Below are 18,464 nucleotides of genomic sequence, written 5' to 3' on the forward strand. Positions count from 1 at the left end.
ATCCAAGTTTGGCGTAGTTGATTACACCATCACACGACGAAACCAATCATAAGCGAGCTTACCCGATATTTCATGCTCACCCTCGAATAGATCTAATTCCAAATTATGAACAGCACCTAATAAATGATAAATGCTTTGGAGCTTCTCATATGCCTCCTTGGTGGCGTGAACGGGGAAAATCGGGTCTCGCGTTCCCGCTTCAATGAGCAGAGGCTTAGGGGCGATCAGACTCAGCAGATCTGGCATTTCCGCAACAAGTGACAACCCAGGGACGTAATTATCCACACAATGATGCATAGATAAAATACTGGCTTGGAAGGTGTTGGCGAACCCGCTTACAACCGCGGCAGAAATTCGATCATCTATGGCGGCCGCAAATGAGCAGACAAGACCTCCACCAGAAATGCCCATACATCCGATTCGTTCCGCATCAACATCTTCACGTGTAAGTAAATAGTCCACACAACGCAGCGTCTCAAAAACTCGATACCCCGCCATCGTCTGGCCTACTGCCAGGAGAAACGTAGATAACCTATGGCAGGAGTTCCCTGCCTTGGCATCCTCTTGAAGCTTGCGGTCTCCAAATCCAAACAATTCGGGCGCGATGGTAAGAAAACCTTGATTAACCAGCTCGACAGCAAAATCCTTTTGGTATCCTGGATTTCCCGTTTTTTTCGTGCCATCGGGGTTTAGACCTACGATATCCTTACTACCGTATCCGTGACCGTGGCAGGCGATAACCGCTCCAAGACGGCCTTTGCTTTCTTTAGGGATAAGGACATAGATGGGCATATAGAGTCGTGGATAAGTCTGAATTTGAATGCGCTGACGGATATACGTTCCGCAGTCCTCCGATTCGAGCAGAACCGGTGAAAGACTTGGCACCTCAACGGGAAAACCGCCAAGCAGATCAACCAGCTGTTTACGTAAGCGCCCTCTCCACTTCTCCCATTCCAGCTGCGAGTCCGCACGAAAGATTTCGACAGGACGCACGCTTTCATATAGATCCTTAATATACTCATCCGGGTTCCACACAATAAATCCCTCCTAAGATTTGTAATCGAATTCATACATCGAATAATTCGAGATCTTTAGAAAAATACCTTCAAATTCGCCATGCATTTCCTTAGAACAAATCCGTTGGAAAATGGATATGCTACAACGAAAAGACCACTCAGAAAACGCTGAGGGGCCTTGTAAATGCTATATTTCCTACTATTCCAATATCCTTACTTTAAAGCACCTTGCGTAATTCCATTAATAATCCATTTTTGCGCAATCAGATATACGATAACCATCGGGGCGAGTGCAAGCAGATAAGACGCAAATGCCAAGTTATGCAATGCCGTTGTAAGCTTTACAATCGGAAGCATAATAATTTGGAAAGGAATGAACATCGCACTGATGAAATAAAAATACAAAAATCCTCTCTTTCCTGGTAAAATAAGAAAACCCTTATCCACAGTAAACAGATCCCGCCAGCAGCGGAAAATGTGACTAATGTCAGTCTTCGTCAAAGTAATGCGGCAATATTGAAGCTCTAATTTTAATGGTACAAAAGAAAATGATTGGAACGGAGGATTACTGTATTGAGAAGTGAACAGGAAATGATGAATATCCTTGTAGATTTTGCTATGAATGATGATAGAATCCGATTGGTAACTTTGGAAGGGTCACGTACAAACAACAATATTCCCCCTGATACATTCCAAGATTATGACATTTCTTACTTTGTAACAGATATTGATTCTTTCAAGGAAAATGATCAATGGCTTGAAATTTTGGGAAATCGTGTTATGATGCAAAAACCCGAGGATATGGAGCTTTTTCCGTCAGAATTAGGTAATTGGTTTTCATATTTAATTCTATTTGAGGATGGTAATAAAGTAGACCTAACACTTATTCCAATTAACGAGGTGGAGGATTATTTTACCAAGAGCGATGGTTTAGTTGCGGTCTTGCTCGATAAGGATACTCAAATCAAAAATGAAGTGATAGCTGATGATCGTCAATATTGGATTAAAAAGCCAACTGCAAGAGAATTTGATGATTGTTGCAATGAGTTCTGGATGGTTTCAACTTACGTAGTAAAAGGATTAGCGAGAAAAGAAATACTTGTTGCTATTGATCATTTAAACGAGATTGCAAGACCTAATTTATTGAGAATGATGGCTTGGCAAATTGGATCAGAGCAGGGATATACCTTTAGTGTGGGGAAAAACTATAAATTTATAAATCGTTACCTTCCGAATGAAGATTGGGCATCCTTACTATCCACCTATTCTGAGAATGGGTATCAGGAAATGTGGCAGTCCTTATTAACTAGTTATGAGTTATTCAGAAAGTACTCAAAGGCTGTGGCAGAAAGTCTCGAATACAAGTATCCGGATTACGATGAAGCCATTACTAAGTATACTGAAAATATTTATACCTCGTTGACTTGAACTCATGCGAATTGCTCTAATCCAAACCCTATCAGCAAAAGTCGCTTCTGCTTGCCCCAACACTTCAGCTTATCCTCGCCTGGTAGGGCTTAGCAGTCCACGTCGAAACGGCAATTCCGCTATACTAGCCGCAGCCGTTCAACGCGGAGCGGGGCAAGCCGGCTACGAGGTTAAACTGCCGTTACTTCATCACCTCATAACATAACCGTAGAGATCCGCTAGTCTCATAGTGCTGCGTTCGCAGGAGCTTTAAATCCTTTCTGCTTGCGATGTTCTTCAGATACTTTTTGCCGCTCCCAAGGATAACAGGGTGAACGATCATGCTAAATTCATCAACCAAGCCAGCATTTAACAGGCATTGTACCAGACCAGCACTCGCAGGGATAACGATATCGCCATCAAGCTCATTTTTAAGCTCTTCCAATTGTGCCTCCACATCGCCGGATAGAAGCGTAATCGTATTTTGGTAATCCCCCCACTTCACATCACACTCACGATTGCGGGTTGCCACATACTTGCGGGTTTTGTTCATGGCATCAGCCCAATCTCCCTCTTGATAGGGCCAGTACATGGAAAATCCTTCATATGTGACTCGCCCCATCAAAAGTGCTTCAGCCTGCTGAAACATAACCAGATTATCCATCATCGCATCTATGACACCGGGCATTGCCCAGCTAACCATATTATTTTCATCACCGGTCGATCCTGTAAAAATACCATCCAATGTGCAGCTTACTGACGCTATTACTTTTCCCATTTTATCATTCCTCACTTTTATTGGAATTTTTCAATTTCATAGGTTATAGCTCCATTTAGAAACAAACCTCTTGGATGCTGGAATTGCGCTTCATTCCCCAATGACGTTGCGACTCGGACTTTCAGAGGTTTATTTTTGTTAATCTGTTAGATCTTGTCATACACATGCGCGTCTTGTCAGCTAAGACAGATTCATCGGTCCGATTCGTTCGGCAAGCTTGTCGAGCGACTGGTTCATCCCCATGATCGCATACTTCAACATCTCTCCCGGCGTCCAGCCATATTCCGTTATCTTAAGCTCCGTCTGCTCGCCTTTTGAGGAAAACTCGATTACAAATTCAACATTGCAGGGAAAATCCGAAGGGAGTCCTGCTTCTGCCGGATCGATGTAATTGCCGTTTGCATCGCTTAAATACTGATTGAACTCAAGGCGTTCCATTGGCTTGATTACCTTGTAGACACCTGCAGAGTACGACTCCTGACCGCCATGTGAATCGGGGGCACGCATGCAGAACAGAAACTTTCCCCCTTCTCGAAAATCGATTTCACACCTTGGTGACGTGTAATGAGCAGGCCCCCACCATTTCATCACAAGTGATGGATTCGTCCATGCCTTCCACACCAATTCCACCGAAAAATCGAAAACACGTGTAATTACGACATCTTGCTTATTAAGGTTCATCGTCAATCTCCTTTTCATGGTTTTTGAGCATGTTCGCCATCTCATTTTTCAAAACGGCATCCAAAGCATCCAAACGTCTGTTCCACCTTTGCTTGACGTGATGGGACCATTCATCAAGCTTTAACAAGACCACGGGATTCAGCCGATAGATACGCTGCTGCGCTTTTTTCTCCACACTGACTAGATTAGCTTCCAGAAGAATTTTCAGGTGTTGAGAGATCGCCTGAGGACTAACCGAGAATTGCGCGTGAATGAAAGATGCGGGGCATTCTTCGTGCTCGGCAAGCAATTCAATTATTTTCCTTCGAGTAGGATCAGCAAGCGCTGAAAAAATATCAACCGGCATTTATTTCTCACCTCATTTCTCGACCTGGCTTTGGTATGGATTTCGTTATAATTTGAATCTGTCTTAATATTAAATCTTTTAATTTATAAAGTCAATGATTTAGTAAGGATCTTTTATGATTAACCCCATTACATCGTCTGCGCATGGAACGACCGCAATTAAAAAAGCAACCCGCTTTGCTGATCTTCCAGCAAACGTTCCAACTGTTTCGCTCCATACAACCGGTATCCGGTTCACTTATTTTGCCAGGCATGAGCAGACCGATCTTGTGATAAGGATGTAGCGTTTTAATTGTAACGTGGGACAGTTCCGACACGGTGAGGAAAAACGAAAACGAAAGTATACCCGATTTACTACTTTCGGATAATAGAATGTGCTAACGCAGAATGGTACCCTTAATGTTATCGTAAATTGCTAGTAAATTGTAAATGGAATTTGAGAGAGGTATCTCCATCTCTAATGTATACAGTAACGCTAGCGTTTCCGGTCTGGTCACGCAAGACTCTAATGTCATTAAGTAAGGAGGTGATTATTGTGTCAAATGAACAAGATAAGCCCATATATTATGACGGAAGTAATCTCCATAAACTACCAAAAAGAGTCCCTGTTCATGATAAAATCGTATTTGTACCCGTTGCTCAATCGGACCTGATTCAGTTCCCGGTATTTCCGTATGAAATTGAAAAGTAACGTGAAATTTTCTCACTCATGATATTACAGGTTAAAAATAGTCATTCTGAGGAGGTACGTCAATGGGAGCTACACTTATTAAAATCGCATCGATTTATTTTGTTGTAGGTGTCTGTTTCGGCATGTTTATGTCGATTACTCACAAATTTGAATTCGCTTCGGTTCATGCTCATATCAATCTTGTTGGTTGGGTTTCGCTTGCATTAGCTGGTTTGGTCTATAGTGTTTTTCCAAAAGCAGCGGACTCCCGATTAGGTAAATTTCATTTTTGGCTGCATAATATCGGACTTCCTATCATGATGATCGGCTTAATTCTTTTAGTTAGCGGTGTTCCTAATACGGAACCTATAGTTGCCGTTGGAGGAACTGTAACCGCTATTGCTGTCGTGTTATTTATGCTTAATGTTATCCTTAATGTCCATGCAGCTAAAGAACAAACGATTATTCATAATAAAACTACCTCTTTGTAAACCACCACAATTTATCAAACATCTCATCTTCATCATCCTTTTATCTTACACGGGATAAAAAAGCCGGTTACTCCACCCAAGGGTAGGAGTCGTCGGCTTTTTTGCTGTGATGCTGCTGAAGAACATGATTAGCTTGTCCATGACAATTAAGTTCCTTCACATACAGATGAGAGCCTGCCGCAAGGCAGACTCATCTTCAAACAAAATATGAGCACTCTCTCCTGGGTCCAACTGGTCTTTAAGCTTGGATAGCGTGGCTTCACGGAAATGTTTTTGTTAAAGGCTCTCGATGAAACCTTTGAGGGAGCCATTCCCCTTGGAAATTATGGCTTTTCAATGTCTTGTAGTAAATATTTGAAAGGTGACACCAAATTGGTCCGTTAGCATACCGTAAGCTGGACTAAAATGAACTTCTCCTAACTGCTGCAGCACCTTCCCGCCTGGCAGCAGAGCTTCATAATATTGGCGGGACTTTCCAGCATCATTGGTGGTAATGCATATTGTCACTTGATTGCCAACCTGCAACTTTTGTCCCGGAATTAGATCGGAGGCATACACATCAGTTTCGCCAATGCTTAGAATGGAGTGGGAAATTTGTGCCTGCTGTTCTTCTGTTAATTGAACTTCAGGACTCAGGGGACCTTCGCCAACCGTCTGCTTAAAAAGCACCTTGGCTTCCAGAGCCGTTTCATAAAACGAAATGGCTTCACTGGCGTTACCGTTAAACATTAAAAAGGGAATCAACTGCACTGTCATGTAGATCTCTCCTTCGAGGTTTATTTTCTTTGTTTCTGGCTTTAGTTTAGCTGATAATAGTGACAGCTATTGTCATTAATTTTGAATGGTAAAAAAAGATGCTGTTTTAATTTAATTGCACAGGCATTGTTTCACCTTATGAAAATTGGAATCCTTGGGGCAGGTAATGTAGGGATTGCACTAAGCAAAGGGTTAGTTCATGAGGTCATCACGTTTTTATCAGCAGCCGCGACCCTAACAATTCCAATTATTACGCGTGGAAACAAGAAATAGGGGAAAATGGGGATATCACTTCGTTTAATATGGCTGCCCAGTTGGCTGAGATTATCATTGTAGCGCTTCCTTGGTCATGTTTAAAGGAAGTGCTTGAACAGATTGACCCTGCATACCTGAAAAATAAAACGATAATTGATGTAAGTAATGCTGTTCAATTTGATAACGGTCCACGCTTACTATTCAACAATACGTCAGCAGGTGAATGGGTTCAAGAGTTGTTACCAGACTGTTATGTCGTGAAAACACTCAACACGATCAATGACAAGAAAATGGTTCATCCAAATTTCAAAGAAGGCGTGCCTGTCATGTTTATCTCGGGCAATGAAATACATTCCAAAAATCAGGTCAAATCTCTTCTTAAAGATCTGGGCTGGTTTGACATTATTGACTTGGGAGACATTCGACAAAGCCGCCTGCAAGAATCCATCATGCTTGCATGTGTAATAAGCGAAATCCAGTTACAATCACCTCATTCGGCATTTGCTTTGATAAAACATTAACTACTTTATATGTCCTACCTATTCGATAAAATGCTCCGGTCAAAGAGAGTGAGTTATTTAGCAGAAAGGCCATTAATTGCTTGAACAGCCAGTTCCAAAGCTTTAATTCTTCTTTCTAAAAGCGTTCTTTGGGGGCTACCAGCCTTTGACTTAACATAACTGTTTTCAATTGATGGAAATAAACCAGTAATAACATTGCGAGCTTCTGCTAAGTCTTCCTGGGTGTAATGATGGGTTTTTTGATTCCAAACGTTTTCTAGCGTGGCCAAGCCGATATACACAGCTTTGAGTCGTTTCTTTACTAGGGTAGTATTGGTTCCATTTTGAGACATCTGGGACAAGGCATTCTCGAGTTTATTGATTGTCGATTGTAATGATATTATTGATTCCATTTTATCTAATTCTGCTATTTGTTTAATAACAATATCGTCTTTGTTCACCGCTACGAATCCTCCTCTAACCCCACTTTTTTACTTCGTAAACAATATACCACATATTGGAATAACCTAGCCGTTCGTATTATGAGATTGACCAGAGACTACTGGTTGATCCTTTTTGCATTTGCTTGGAGGATTAAGGTTGCCGGATCGATTTCTCTTGGGAAAGCTCCTCTTTGAGTAAGGTCTATTACCGAGTTATTTGCTCGGCAACAGACCTTTTTAGTAGCCAGCAGCGATTTTCCTGGTTTCTTTCAGATCACCGTTTCTTCGCGTAAAACTGTCTATGGATCTCTCGAACCTGATCAGCGAGTTCGGGAACAGGACCGTCTATGTCCGTATCGCGAATGACTTCCTGAATTGGAAGGTTGCGGACGCGCGAGGCAGCGATCCCCATCTCACTTAGCCATTGTGCCAGTTGTGCAGAGGAGCTCGCATACACAATCCGGCCTAGTCCAACCCAACCGTGAGCAGCGGCGCACATCGGGCAATGTTCCCCCGAGGTATAAACCGTCGCCTTGTGTCTTTCTTCTATCGTCATGTTCTCTGCCGCCCAACGCGCCAGCGCGAATTCCGGGTGCTGGGTATGATCTCCGCCGGATACATGGTTGTGATCTTCTCCAAGCACGTCACCATCGGCTGAGACTAGAATCGAACCAAACGGCTCATCACCGGCCTCCTTCCTCAACCTTTTAAAATATCTGGGGTGTAGATATCCTCGGGCTTCAGTTGATTCAAAAGTGGTTTCCCTTCACGGAACCGCCTCGCATTTTCGCTAATGATATCAAGAGAACGACCTGTACGGTCTGGAACCTGTGGAGTCGTATGTGGAGTAATCAAGGTTCTTGGCGCATCCCATAATGGGCTTTCTTTCGGCAGCGGCTCTTGTGAGAAAGTATCTAGTCCTACTCCCCCGAGATGGCCAGCATAGAGTGTCTCAACGAGCGCGCTTTCATTAATTACGGCTCCTCGTGCCATATTAATGAGACATGCCGTCGGCTTCATTAAATCCAGCTCTCGCTTCCCAATGAGGTGGTGGGTCTTGTTGGTCAAAGGCAGCGCCAATACGATGAAGTCGCTTTCAGCCAGTATTTCATCCATGGTCTCGCCGTTTTCTCCACAATATAAGCGATCAACTCCCAGTGAAGGTGATTCTGCACTTCGACGATAACCAAGAACTCGCATACCCATGGATTTGGTCCTGACAGCCAGTTCCTTCCCGATATGCCCCATACCTATGATACCGATTGTTTGCCCAAACAATCCGCGAAGCTGGTCCTGTCCTGATATTCCCCAGTGATGCGCCCGCTGCGCATCGATAAAATCAGGAGCCCGGTAAGCCAGCGCCAACATAAAGAAGAGCGCATGCTCCGCTAATGCAGGAGCGGAACGGCCCGCTGATCCAGTAACAAGCAAACCTCTGTCAAAAATTTCGGGCCAAGCGCAATTGTTCAAACCTGCATGATCGCAATGAACCCAACGCAGAGAAGGTGCTTTCAGGTAGCGGTCGTCCAACTCTCTCTCTAGTACAGCGACATCAGCATATTGGAGCGCGGCATTGATACCGTCGGTGTCATCATTTGGAAGCCTAATAACTTCCGCTGGAGCAAAGATTTCGCAGAAACGCGCCCAATGCTTGTTTTGATAACCGACCGTAGTTAAAACCAACTTTATTTCCTGCATCACTTTACTCCTCATCCTGGTAGATCCGAACCACTTGATATTTTGAGCTGTCTAGCATCGGACCAACTCCATGCTCCAGCGGTACTCTTAAGACGCCGTTAACCGGCTCTACCACATTGTTGAAATAACGAATTCTATTCGGAATGACTTGATATAAATATTCTACAAAAGGGGATACTTCTTCGGAATGTGCCGCCACAATCTGAGATGCTGCCAAAATCATGTGTCCATGCGGAACTATGCGAACCCCCGGATATGAGGCTGCAATCATCTTGCAGATTGCTATTGATTCGGAAATTCCTCCGCACCATTCCGGATCACACTGAACATAATCGAGCAAGCCATTATCCAGATAAGGCTTGAGGTTCCAACGTGTGTAAAGATGTTCCCCACCGGCTAACACTGCCGAAGGATTAGCTTGCTTAATCATTTTGTAGCCTTCAATATCATCCGGTGCTACAGGCTCTTCTATCCAAATCGGGCGATAAGGCAGCATCTCTTTTACCAACTCGCTGACCCAGGACAATCTTGTGCTACGCGAAGATGGATCGTTAAGCTGATCACTTAATCTGCTAAGATCATACATCACCTGCGCATCCTCTGCTAAAGCTTTATGAAGAGTATCAACAAAATTAAGATTGCTTCTGACCCCTTTTGCTTCTATAGGACGGTGTGGCAAAAAGCATTTATGGCGGTTAAAGCCCCTGTCATACCAGTACTTTGCCTTTAGCAGCGCATCCTCTGGAGCTTTGCTGCCCATGCAGCTAACGTAAGCTGCAAGCTCAGTTCGTATGCCGTTTAGCAACTGATAGACGGACTTCTTTTCTGCTTTGCCACGCAAATCCCAAATGGCAATATCAACAGCGCTAAATGCAGTTATAATTTCTCCAGTGGCCGTATGCCTTGCCGTCCGATGCGAACCCCAGATATGCTCACCGGTTAGAGGATCCTTACCGATTTCATAGGAGGATAAAGGATTGTTCGGATATATGGAATCCCAGAGAGCAGAAAACTCTATACCAGAATCAAAGACGTTGCGCCCTTCAAGATATTTATTGAATAAATGAAGTTTATTTCTGACAGCATTAAATTGATATTGCCCATCGAGTGGACCTGCATGCCCTCTTAGTCCTCCAAAACAAACAATCTCTACAAACTTTTGTTCATTTTGCTGGTTATGATCAGCTATCTCGATGATTCTGACCTCTTGTATAGTCAAATCAGCCTCTATTGTCATTTGAAATGTCCTCCCTAATATTTAATTAATAATTAACCCTTAATAGACCCAACCATGACTCCCTTGGCAAAATGCTTTTGAAGAAATGGATACACCACCAGTATTGGAAGCATAGCGAGCATAACTGCTGCCATCCGAATCGTCTCCTGGGGAATGAGCTTATCCTCTGCCGCCCCCGCCTGCGCAACACCTGACGAATCTGAATCTACAACCAATGTTTTAATAAGCACTTGCAAAGTCCATTTATTCGTATCCGTTAAATAGATCAAAGCATTAAAATATGCATTCCAATGAGCTACTGCAAAAAATAAAGTAAATGCCGCCATAGCTGGCATCGATAAAGGAATCACGATCCTGAAAAATATGGACAGATCATTACATCCATCAATTCTGGCAGCTTCCTCCAGCTCCTCCGGCAACGAATCCATAAAGCTCTTAACTACAATCAGACTCCATGCATTTGTTAAGGTGGGCCATATTAAAGACCAATATGAATTTAGCAACCCCATCTCCTTAACCAGTAAATAATTAGGTATGATTCCAGCATGAAACAATAGGGATACTATAACGCATCCAAGCATAAAATTGCGTCCAGGTGTCCTCTTCTTACTTAGGGAATAAGCAAATGAAAACGTGAATATTAAATTCAGTAAAGTTCCGATAACCGTGATAAATGTTGTATTCTTCAAGGAATCCATAAATATACGGGTAGAAAGAATATACTTATAAGAGGCTAGTGAAAATTGTTCGGGGAACAAATAAAATTTAAATGGGATATAGGTATCAGGATCAGTAAAGGAAACGCTGAATACATAAATGAATGGAAATATACTGATTAATGATATGAATGCCAGAAGAATATTATTGATGATGTCAAAAGTAGAAACACGCTTTTTGTAAACAAAACTCATTGTGCCACTCCTTTCTTAATAAATGCCCTCGTAACCTAACTTTTTGATAATATAGTTAGAAGTAATAACAAAAAATAATCCAACCAAACTCTTAAAGAGACCGACGGTCACACCGATACTTACTTTTCCTCTCAAGATACCCTGTGTATAAGAGTAGGTATCAAATACCTCTCCCACTTCACGGACAAGCGGGTTGATCATCAGCACAATCTGCTCGAAGCCAACGTCAGCCATGTTGCCTAGTCGAAGGATTAACATGATGACTATGGTCGGTGTAATCCCTGGCAACGTAATGCTCCAGATTTGTCTAAATCGCCCTGCTCCATCCATAACTGCTGCTTCGTATCGTTGAGGGTCAATTCCGGCCATTGCTGCTAAAAAAATAATCGTTCCCCAACCAGTCTCTTTCCATATACTCTGAGCTGTGATGATGCCCCAGAAATAGTTAGGGTCGGACAAAAATTTCATTTGCTCCATTCCAAATGAGAAAAGTATTTTATTGACTATTCCAACATCTGTCGATAAAACAAAAAATGTCATACTCGAGACAATTACCCAAGATAAAAAATGAGGCAGGTATACAATGGATTGATTCAATTTCTTGAATAGCTCATGCTTAGCCTCATTAAGCATCAAAGCCATGATAATGGGCAATGGAAAATAAAACACAAGGCTAAGGAGATTGATCACCAACGTATTTCGAAGCATAATTAAAAAATTGGGATCATGAAACATATCCATAAAATGTGTGAACCCGACCCACTTGCTACCCATAAAGCCTTTAAAAGGACTATAATCCTGAAAAGCTAACAAAAACCCCCACATAGGTACGAACTTAAAAATGATAATAAACAAGAACCCCGGTAGTGCCAGAAAAAGCAAAAATCTGTTAGCAACCAGTTTATTGAATGCAATTCTATTCATCAGGAGCTCCTTTAATGTGGAATCTTATTTGTATCGATTGCGGAAACTTCCCGGTGTCATATCCGTAAGCTTCTGAAACACCCTGCTTAGGTTTCTTTCTGAGTACCCTATTGTTGAAGCAATTTCAGCAAGAGTAAAGTCGGTTTCCACCAATAGCCTTTTAGCTTCCTCCACCTTGCAATGAACAACATATTCAACGAATGAGAAACCCATCATTTTTTTAAATAATGTGCTTACATAATTGGGAGTAAACGAAACCATTTCGGCACACCTCGTCAACGAGATATCCGAATTGATATTTTCACGAATGTAGTCACATATGAGCTGAATTTCGTTTTTCCCCCGTAGGGATACACTGTCGTTAATAGTGTTGAAACTAAATAACAATGGAAAACATACTTCCTGATACCAGTTGCAAATCTCAAGGGTAGTTCTTTTTTCCTTGAGTTGGTCAAACAAGTTATTTTCGAGAATTATAGAAAGAGAACTCTCTTGTTGGTTCATCGAGCGAATGACTGAAGCAAGCAATAAATGGTAAGATTGAAAAACAAATGTATACGAATTTGACTTGCGGACAGCAATAGAGAATAGATGTAAACCTTGATTTGCTCCGCTCAAGTCCCCCTGGCCCATACAGTCAATGATCTGTTTTTCTTCCTTTGCGGGATAGATAACAATGGATTGCTTTTTTCGCAATTCAACAGCTTCAAAGTAATAAATGGGCTTTGAATCCAAATAGATTCTGTGTCTCAGAGCCGTAAGCGCTTCATCGTAGGAAACACCTATATCTGAAATATGTGTGTAAACACTTCCCATGCCGATAGACACTTGAAGTTTTAAATACTTCTTCACAGCTTGTACGATAGACAATGCATAATCTTGTGCGGTTTCGAGGGTATTCATATCGCCACAGTGATAAAGTACCACTGCTACATTGTTTTCAGTCATACTTACGACATTTCCGCTTAAAATTGGCTGGTCCCCAAGGAGCTCATTCATAATATTGGCTAGTGCAAATTCTAATATGGATTTATCGTCGGGAGAAAATCTTGAGTCTCTGTAAATGTTCTCATACTCTGCCACAATTACCGAGAAATATCCCTCAATAGGAATTTTTAATTCTACGCACTCGTTTAGCAGCTGTTGTCCTCCTGAGTAATTGTTTTGAAGTAATCTCTGAAGAAATCTCTCTCTTAAATCGGGCTGCAACTTGTTCAAATGTGCACTTAAATCCGATCTTTCATGATTTAGCTCTTCTACGTACTTAAGACACTCGATTAAGAACGCCAGCTCATTCCGGCTCACGCCGGTGCCGCGGGGCAACTTCATATTTTTACTTTGTAGGATAAGTTGCTGAATGGGACTGTAAAGGCTGATGGAGGTAATTATCGTCAGAATGATCCCAAAAGAAACAAATCCTAGGCATGTAAAAGCTGTAACCCAACGGATCCATACCAACTGCTGATACAAATTTTCCTCGGGCATGAAGGTAACATACATTCTTGCTGAAGGCGCTTTTTGGTAAGCATATAACCACTGCTCTTTACTCGCATTCGAGGCTCGAAAGAAATCGGAATTAGTAGTGGATTGGTTCATCTCGTGTAAAATGCTCCCCAACTCCTCAGATTCTCCGGCAGGATAGTTATCGTATAATAGCACTTTACCGTCAGAGTCCGTTACAGCGTGAAACCTGCCTGGAAATTGCAAAATGCTCTCTTTAAAATAATTTCTGACGAGATCCGCATTTACCTGAACAATGATTAACCCCTTAAATCCTTTGTTTTTGTTATAGCCAACCTTATGAATATAATACAATTCTCCTGTTTGGCTTTCATTAAAGGAACTGTACCAAAGTGCTGTAAATGAAGATTGGGTGGCAATATCCAAAAAATTCATATTGGGCTTGTACTTACCAGATGGAAGCGTACCTTCCACTGCACTTAATATGGAGTTGGATTCAAACTCATACAGTACAATGTCCATGATAAATTGTTTATCTTGTTGAACTTGGCCCATCAAGTCTAGCAATTTAGCACGAAAGACTATTTTTTCTTCAAAATCAATGTTAGAAACAGAACCCGATACCAGAGGATTCATAACTAACTTTTGAGCTGCTAATTGAGTCTCAACAAAGATGTTTTCAACTCGCTCACTGACTAGCTTAAGACTGACTTTGGTGTCGTCTTCAGTCTTCAAGTAAATATTGTTAACAGATATTTGATAGTACAACAATCCCGCAAGTAGTACAGGTACACAGGACGAAACCATACCAACCCAAATAAGCCGATGGAAATATTTCCCTTTATGATCGTGAAGCGTATGTTTAAACTTATGCCAGGATCGATATATTCGGTTTCGCATGTGAACCCCCTTGCTTCTTAGCTGCTGCATTGTCCGATCATTTGCCTAGCGATTGTCTAATATCCTTTTCATTCTGCGCAAATTCCTGAAATGCCTTTTTCATATCAGGTTTGTTTCTCAGGCTAGCCTGGTGCTCCCGAAACTGCTCCATCGTAATGGCCCCAACTACCGCTTGAACGATTTTAGTATCATACTCATCCGAATATTTGGGCCAGGTCTCACTCCACGTGCTTGAGATAAGGGTCGCAAATGGGTTAACTTTTCCCTTTTCCATGTATTCCTTGGCTAGCACTTCGGTATCCTTATTGAATTGGGCAGGCGCATTGGGGTTCCTAATTTTGAATCCGACGTCATACACAGCAGGAATAAGATCGTAGCTTGATAGTACCATCTCTTTAAAGCCGGTTTCCGTCATCTTGGGATACCCATCGACCATGTTATAATGAACGCCTTCTATCCCATATTCGCCAAGCTGCAAGAACGCTTTCGTTGCGGTTCTTTCATTATAATCAAGAATCTCCCTTACCTTACTTTCAGGTACTTTCTTTGAGATGTACATGCCAGCGGCATAGGGTTGACGCAAGTTGATTGCATATCCCTTGGGACCCTTCAACACCAAGGACTGGACCATTGCACTGGGATCAATTTTACGGTTGGTTTCCGTATACGTCCAGTCCCTGTTAATAACACGTCCATAGGAAGCAGCTTTACCGGAAGCAAATAAATCCTCAGCCGGTTTGTCTTTCAGCGTCGGAAATTCTTTAGGCAGCACTCCATCGGAATACAATCCCCGGAACCATTCCACCATATCCGCGTATTGCGGGGTTAATACTTCTTTTATTAACCCGCCGCCCGAATCAAAGGTCAGTTCATAAACACCAAACGCAGGCATAAATGGAACATCCAGATCCTTCATCAAGACACCCCACCCTGAAATTCCAATCGTTCCCTGACCGTTAGGATTTGCTTTTACTATCTTCTTCAATGCCTCTTTATATTCTTCTAGTGTGGTTGGTACGGGAATATTCAATTTATCTAACCAGTCTTTTCGCATATGAATACTGTTTTGCACTTGGGATCTCATTCGGGGGATGCTATAAATTTTCCCGTTAATTTTGGTGGAATCAAAGACACCCAGTTCCGCATTTTTCTTTAAATTCGGATATTTAGAGAAATCGCCTAAGAACGGCGTTAAGTCCCAGAAATAATCGTTCTCAATAGCCTTGTAGAAGGAAGGAATATTTAATCCAAGGCCTTGCACGACCTCCGGAATATCTCCAGTTGCTATCATCAGTTCTAATTTCTGTTGGTAGTTCGCACTAGGAATCCACTGAACATCTAGATCTACATTGGCCCTTTTCTTGAACTCTGTCCAATATGCATTGTTCATATCTGGCAATTCGTTGTACAATGGCCACGCCATACTCATCTTTAAAGGCTTTTTAACCCCCGTATCACTTGCTTCCTTATCTTTCAGATTTCCCCCCTCACTATTGCCCGAGCATGCCGTGAGCAGCAGCAGGGAACATAATGTTACTAAAGAACACTTCGTCCAACTCATATTGTAATGCTCCTCTCTTTAATAATAGGCTATTGTTTATGCCTGTTAGAATCATATAAATTTGAGACACGGCAAACAATAGACATTAATTAAAATTGTAGAATGTGTCCTACAAGTTGACATTATATCAGAGGAATCTGCACTACAATTGAGAAGGAATGTCCGAAATATCTATCTATTTTCCGACGCACGCAGCTCGCAAAAGATTTGTCAGCTGCTTTCCGCAGCAAATCTTGCATTACCACCAAAAGATTCAACAACTTGGAGCAGCTCGTCCATGACAACTACGTCCCTTCACTTATAGATTAGAGCCTGCCGTCCAGGCAGACTCGTTAAAGGTTCATATCCTATTTCCTAACGTTTCACCTTATAAAACTCATGATATAGCTTCATCAATGCACGCTTTTCGATTCGCGACACATATGAACGCGAGATGCCCAACGACTTGGCAATCTCTCGCTGCGTCCTCTCCTCACCACCGGCCTCCAGACCAAAACGGCCAACAACGACCTCCCGTTCCCGCTCCTCTAAGATATCGAGATTCCGGTAGATCTTCGACTTTTCAATCTTTAGTTGTACTAAATCGGCAACGTCGTCGGCCTCTGACCCCAGAATATCGATTAACGTGATCTCATTCCCTTCCTTATCTGTTCCAATGGGGTCATGCAGGGATACATCCTTGCGCGTTTTCTTAAGTGATCTTAAATGCATAAGTATTTCGTTCTCGATGCAGCGTGCAGCAAACGTAGCTAACTTGGTTCCTTTGTCTGGGGAAAAAGATTCGATCGCTTTGATCAGCCCAATCGTACCAATGGAGATTAAATCCTCTAAATCCTCCCCTGTGTTGTCGAATTTTTTGACGATATGTACACAAAGCGATGTAAAATGTTTTGCTACCATGATAGGCCACCTTGATGAATTCATAATTCAAAGGTACCTGTTGCAACTTAACCCATAAGTTTGCCGTTTTGGAATGCTTATGCTTTCAATTTACTACGGCAAACTTATGCTTCCAATATTCTAAGACTTATAGGTAATATTCTAAAAATTTAATTACATTTTTCACTAAATATGTTCTAATCTTGAATAGATAATCAAGAAACCCCATTTTCAGATTATTTAATGATGTATACATCTTGGAGGCTCTTTAGTAATGAAAAAAACTTTATCTACCGATATAGAACTCTTCGCAGCAGCATTATCACAAGCAAAGATGAAATGCTCGACAACGCTGGGATTATTCGCGAATATTGCAAGGATTTTGTTAGAGTCGGAGACTCATGGTTCGCTAGAAACACGTACCAATTCAATGTGATACTTAAATAACAAAAAGCTAAGCTTGGCTTTATCAAAGAAAGCATCTGAAATATTTCCCCAAAAAAATTGATCGCTTCCAACTAAAATCAACCTTAATCATTGTAGCAGTGAGCTAATCGTCCCTTACTTTGATGTTCTTGGGTAAATGCGATACATTGATTATGCTTAAAAATAACGACGATATAATTCCCTCCTACGCTCACCGCGCAGTTGGGCGTAAATCTGAGTTGTAGATGCTTTCTCATGTCCGAGCATCCCCTGAATAAATTCTAACGGTGCTCCGTTATCTAACAATTGGCAGGCATACGTATGGCGGAATCGATGTGGATATACATTCGCAGTAATATCACCTCGTTTAGCAAGCTTTTTCAAAGACCAACGTATTGTTGGAATCGTCAATCGACGGATAGGATTAGTTTCGGTGACAAACAATGCTTTACAAGTATCACTTCTGCTCCCCAGATACCTCTTAAGCCAAACCTTACACTCCGTAGTAAAATAGACCTCTCTTTGTTTGGATCCTTTACCATTCACAATAGCTGAGCAGTTCTCCCAGTTGATGTCTTCTAGGTTTATTTGCTGAACTTCTCCAACGCGGCATCCTGTGCAATATAGAAACTCTAATAATGCATGCTCTCGATGTGAGTGACAGGAGATCTTAAGATGAATTACATCCTCCTCAATCAGAAATTTCGGAATTCGTTTGTCCATCATCGGTTCTCTCAACTTAATAGAAGGATTTCGCGTGAGATGTCCTTCTTCAAATGCAAAACGAAAAAGGGAACGTACGAATCGAATTCGATGGCCTAAACTACTAGGTTTTAATCTCCCTGATACCCTCGCCAAATAGTCTTTAAGTATGATTAGAGTTATTTCCTCTAGTTCAAGATCACCAAGTTCAAGTACTAACATCTTTAATTGTAGAGAGTATGCTTTAATTGTGTGTGAGCTGTATCCCATAATACGTTTATCAGCTTCATATAGCATCCATAGATCTTTTAAATTCATATTAAAAACCCTCCCAAGTTTTGTTAATTCTAGTGTCGCTAGAAATGGGAGGGTTTAATCTTATATTCCAATATTAAGCTATCGTTTTCCGTTGTTTGCAAAATT

Annotated in this window: 19 protein-coding genes and 3 pseudogenes; 5 read left to right on the top strand and 17 right to left on the bottom strand. The window is 41.8% G+C overall.

The genetic code is table 11. The annotated features are described in order from the left end of the window. Nucleotides 1-21: 21 nt before the first annotated feature. A complete protein-coding gene (locus LRL21_RS08845) occupies nucleotides 22-1,035 on the bottom strand; it encodes an alpha/beta hydrolase (RefSeq protein ID WP_240415409.1) in 1,014 nt (337 codons plus the stop codon). Nucleotides 1,036-1,229: 194 nt separating this feature from the next. Next, nucleotides 1,230-1,421, bottom strand: a pseudogene (locus LRL21_RS08850) (hypothetical protein); the annotation flags it as partial. Nucleotides 1,422-1,589: 168 nt separating this feature from the next. On the opposite strand from LRL21_RS08850, the gene ant(6) reads away from it, so the two are divergent. Next, nucleotides 1,590-2,444: an aminoglycoside 6-adenylyltransferase gene (gene ant(6) / locus LRL21_RS08855; RefSeq protein WP_240415410.1), complete on the top strand. Its 855-nt coding sequence runs from the start codon at nucleotides 1,590-1,592 to the stop codon at nucleotides 2,442-2,444. Nucleotides 2,445-2,625: 181 nt separating this feature from the next. Here the strand turns inward: ant(6) and LRL21_RS08860 are convergent, their stop codons facing one another. The 4 genes and pseudogenes from LRL21_RS08860 to LRL21_RS08875 form a co-directional block, all read right to left on the bottom strand. Next, complete coding sequence (locus LRL21_RS08860; RefSeq protein ID WP_240415411.1) at nucleotides 2,626-3,201, bottom strand: dihydrofolate reductase family protein; 576 nt, start codon at nucleotides 3,199-3,201, stop codon at nucleotides 2,626-2,628. Between the two features lie 180 nt (nucleotides 3,202-3,381). Then, entirely contained in the window at nucleotides 3,382-3,882 is a 501-nt protein-coding gene (locus LRL21_RS08865) for an SRPBCC family protein (RefSeq protein WP_240415412.1), read from the bottom strand. Beyond that, complete coding sequence (locus tag LRL21_RS08870; RefSeq protein ID WP_240415413.1) at nucleotides 3,872-4,228, bottom strand: ArsR/SmtB family transcription factor; 357 nt, start codon at nucleotides 4,226-4,228, stop codon at nucleotides 3,872-3,874. The genes LRL21_RS08865 and LRL21_RS08870 overlap by 11 nt, the downstream gene beginning before the upstream one ends. 191 nt (nucleotides 4,229-4,419) lie before the next feature. Next, nucleotides 4,420-4,544: pseudogene (locus LRL21_RS08875) on the bottom strand (MerR family DNA-binding transcriptional regulator); the annotation flags it as partial. A 218-nt stretch (nucleotides 4,545-4,762) separates the two neighbouring features. On the opposite strand from LRL21_RS08875, the gene LRL21_RS08880 reads away from it, so the two are divergent. Together LRL21_RS08880 and LRL21_RS08885 are read left to right on the top strand one after the other, a co-directional pair. Next, entirely contained in the window at nucleotides 4,763-4,918 is a 156-nt protein-coding gene (locus tag LRL21_RS08880; RefSeq protein ID WP_240415414.1) for a hypothetical protein, read from the top strand. A 62-nt stretch (nucleotides 4,919-4,980) separates the two neighbouring features. Further along, the gene (locus LRL21_RS08885; RefSeq protein ID WP_240415415.1) at nucleotides 4,981-5,388 is read left to right on the top strand and encodes a cbb3-type cytochrome c oxidase subunit I; all 408 of its coding nucleotides are present in this window, start codon (nucleotides 4,981-4,983) and stop codon (nucleotides 5,386-5,388) included. A 333-nt stretch (nucleotides 5,389-5,721) separates the two neighbouring features. Here LRL21_RS08885 and LRL21_RS08890 read toward each other — a convergent pair whose 3' ends face one another. Beyond that, a complete protein-coding gene (locus tag LRL21_RS08890; RefSeq protein WP_240415416.1) occupies nucleotides 5,722-6,144 on the bottom strand; it encodes a VOC family protein in 423 nt (140 codons plus the stop codon). A 215-nt stretch (nucleotides 6,145-6,359) separates the two neighbouring features. Here LRL21_RS08890 and LRL21_RS08895 point away from each other — a divergent pair. Continuing rightward, nucleotides 6,360-6,920, top strand: a pseudogene (locus tag LRL21_RS08895) (NADPH-dependent F420 reductase); the annotation flags it as partial. A 53-nt stretch (nucleotides 6,921-6,973) separates the two neighbouring features. On the opposite strand, the gene LRL21_RS08900 reads toward LRL21_RS08895, so the two are convergent. The 9 genes from LRL21_RS08900 to sigK form a co-directional block, all read right to left on the bottom strand. After that, on the bottom strand, nucleotides 6,974-7,312 hold the full coding sequence (locus tag LRL21_RS08900) for a hypothetical protein (protein WP_275900668.1): 339 nt from the start codon (nucleotides 7,310-7,312) through the stop codon (nucleotides 6,974-6,976). A 304-nt stretch (nucleotides 7,313-7,616) separates the two neighbouring features. Continuing rightward, nucleotides 7,617-8,045 (bottom strand): nucleoside deaminase, encoded by a 429-nt coding sequence (locus tag LRL21_RS08905; RefSeq protein WP_240415417.1) that lies wholly within the window; start codon nucleotides 8,043-8,045, stop codon nucleotides 7,617-7,619. Beyond that, the gene (locus tag LRL21_RS08910; protein ID WP_240415418.1) at nucleotides 8,042-9,040 is read right to left on the bottom strand and encodes a D-2-hydroxyacid dehydrogenase; all 999 of its coding nucleotides are present in this window, start codon (nucleotides 9,038-9,040) and stop codon (nucleotides 8,042-8,044) included. The genes LRL21_RS08905 and LRL21_RS08910 overlap by 4 nt, the downstream gene beginning before the upstream one ends. Before the next feature lie 4 nt (nucleotides 9,041-9,044). After that, the gene (locus LRL21_RS08915; protein WP_240415419.1) at nucleotides 9,045-10,277 is read right to left on the bottom strand and encodes a mandelate racemase/muconate lactonizing enzyme family protein; all 1,233 of its coding nucleotides are present in this window, start codon (nucleotides 10,275-10,277) and stop codon (nucleotides 9,045-9,047) included. A 32-nt stretch (nucleotides 10,278-10,309) separates the two neighbouring features. Next, entirely contained in the window at nucleotides 10,310-11,188 is an 879-nt protein-coding gene (locus LRL21_RS08920; RefSeq protein ID WP_240415420.1) for a carbohydrate ABC transporter permease, read from the bottom strand. 15 nt (nucleotides 11,189-11,203) lie between these two features. Next, entirely contained in the window at nucleotides 11,204-12,112 is a 909-nt protein-coding gene (locus LRL21_RS08925) for an ABC transporter permease (RefSeq protein ID WP_240415421.1), read from the bottom strand. A 24-nt stretch (nucleotides 12,113-12,136) separates the two neighbouring features. Continuing rightward, nucleotides 12,137-14,503: a helix-turn-helix domain-containing protein gene (locus LRL21_RS08930; RefSeq protein ID WP_240415422.1), complete on the bottom strand. Its 2,367-nt coding sequence runs from the start codon at nucleotides 14,501-14,503 to the stop codon at nucleotides 12,137-12,139. Nucleotides 14,504-14,510: 7 nt separating this feature from the next. Continuing rightward, nucleotides 14,511-16,034 carry an extracellular solute-binding protein gene (locus tag LRL21_RS08935; RefSeq protein WP_240415423.1) on the bottom strand — a complete coding sequence of 508 codons (1,524 nt, stop codon included), beginning with the start codon at nucleotides 16,032-16,034 and terminating at the stop codon, nucleotides 14,511-14,513. A 354-nt stretch (nucleotides 16,035-16,388) separates the two neighbouring features. Beyond that, nucleotides 16,389-16,958, bottom strand: a complete 570-nt coding sequence (gene sigK / locus LRL21_RS08940) for an RNA polymerase sporulation sigma factor SigK (protein WP_275900654.1) — start codon at nucleotides 16,956-16,958, stop codon at nucleotides 16,389-16,391. Nucleotides 16,959-17,187: 229 nt separating this feature from the next. Here sigK and LRL21_RS08945 point away from each other — a divergent pair, with 229 nt between their 5' ends. Further along, nucleotides 17,188-17,349 (top strand): hypothetical protein, encoded by a 162-nt coding sequence (locus tag LRL21_RS08945; RefSeq protein ID WP_240415424.1) that lies wholly within the window; start codon nucleotides 17,188-17,190, stop codon nucleotides 17,347-17,349. Between the two features lie 167 nt (nucleotides 17,350-17,516). Here the strand turns inward: LRL21_RS08945 and LRL21_RS08950 are convergent, their stop codons facing one another. Continuing rightward, nucleotides 17,517-18,359 (bottom strand): tyrosine-type recombinase/integrase, encoded by an 843-nt coding sequence (locus LRL21_RS08950; protein WP_240415425.1) that lies wholly within the window; start codon nucleotides 18,357-18,359, stop codon nucleotides 17,517-17,519. Nucleotides 18,360-18,464: the final 105 nt, after the last annotated feature.

It is taken from the genome of Paenibacillus periandrae (assembly GCF_022458865.1).
GTDB classification, from domain to species: domain Bacteria; phylum Bacillota; class Bacilli; order Paenibacillales; family NBRC-103111; genus Paenibacillus_S; species Paenibacillus_S periandrae.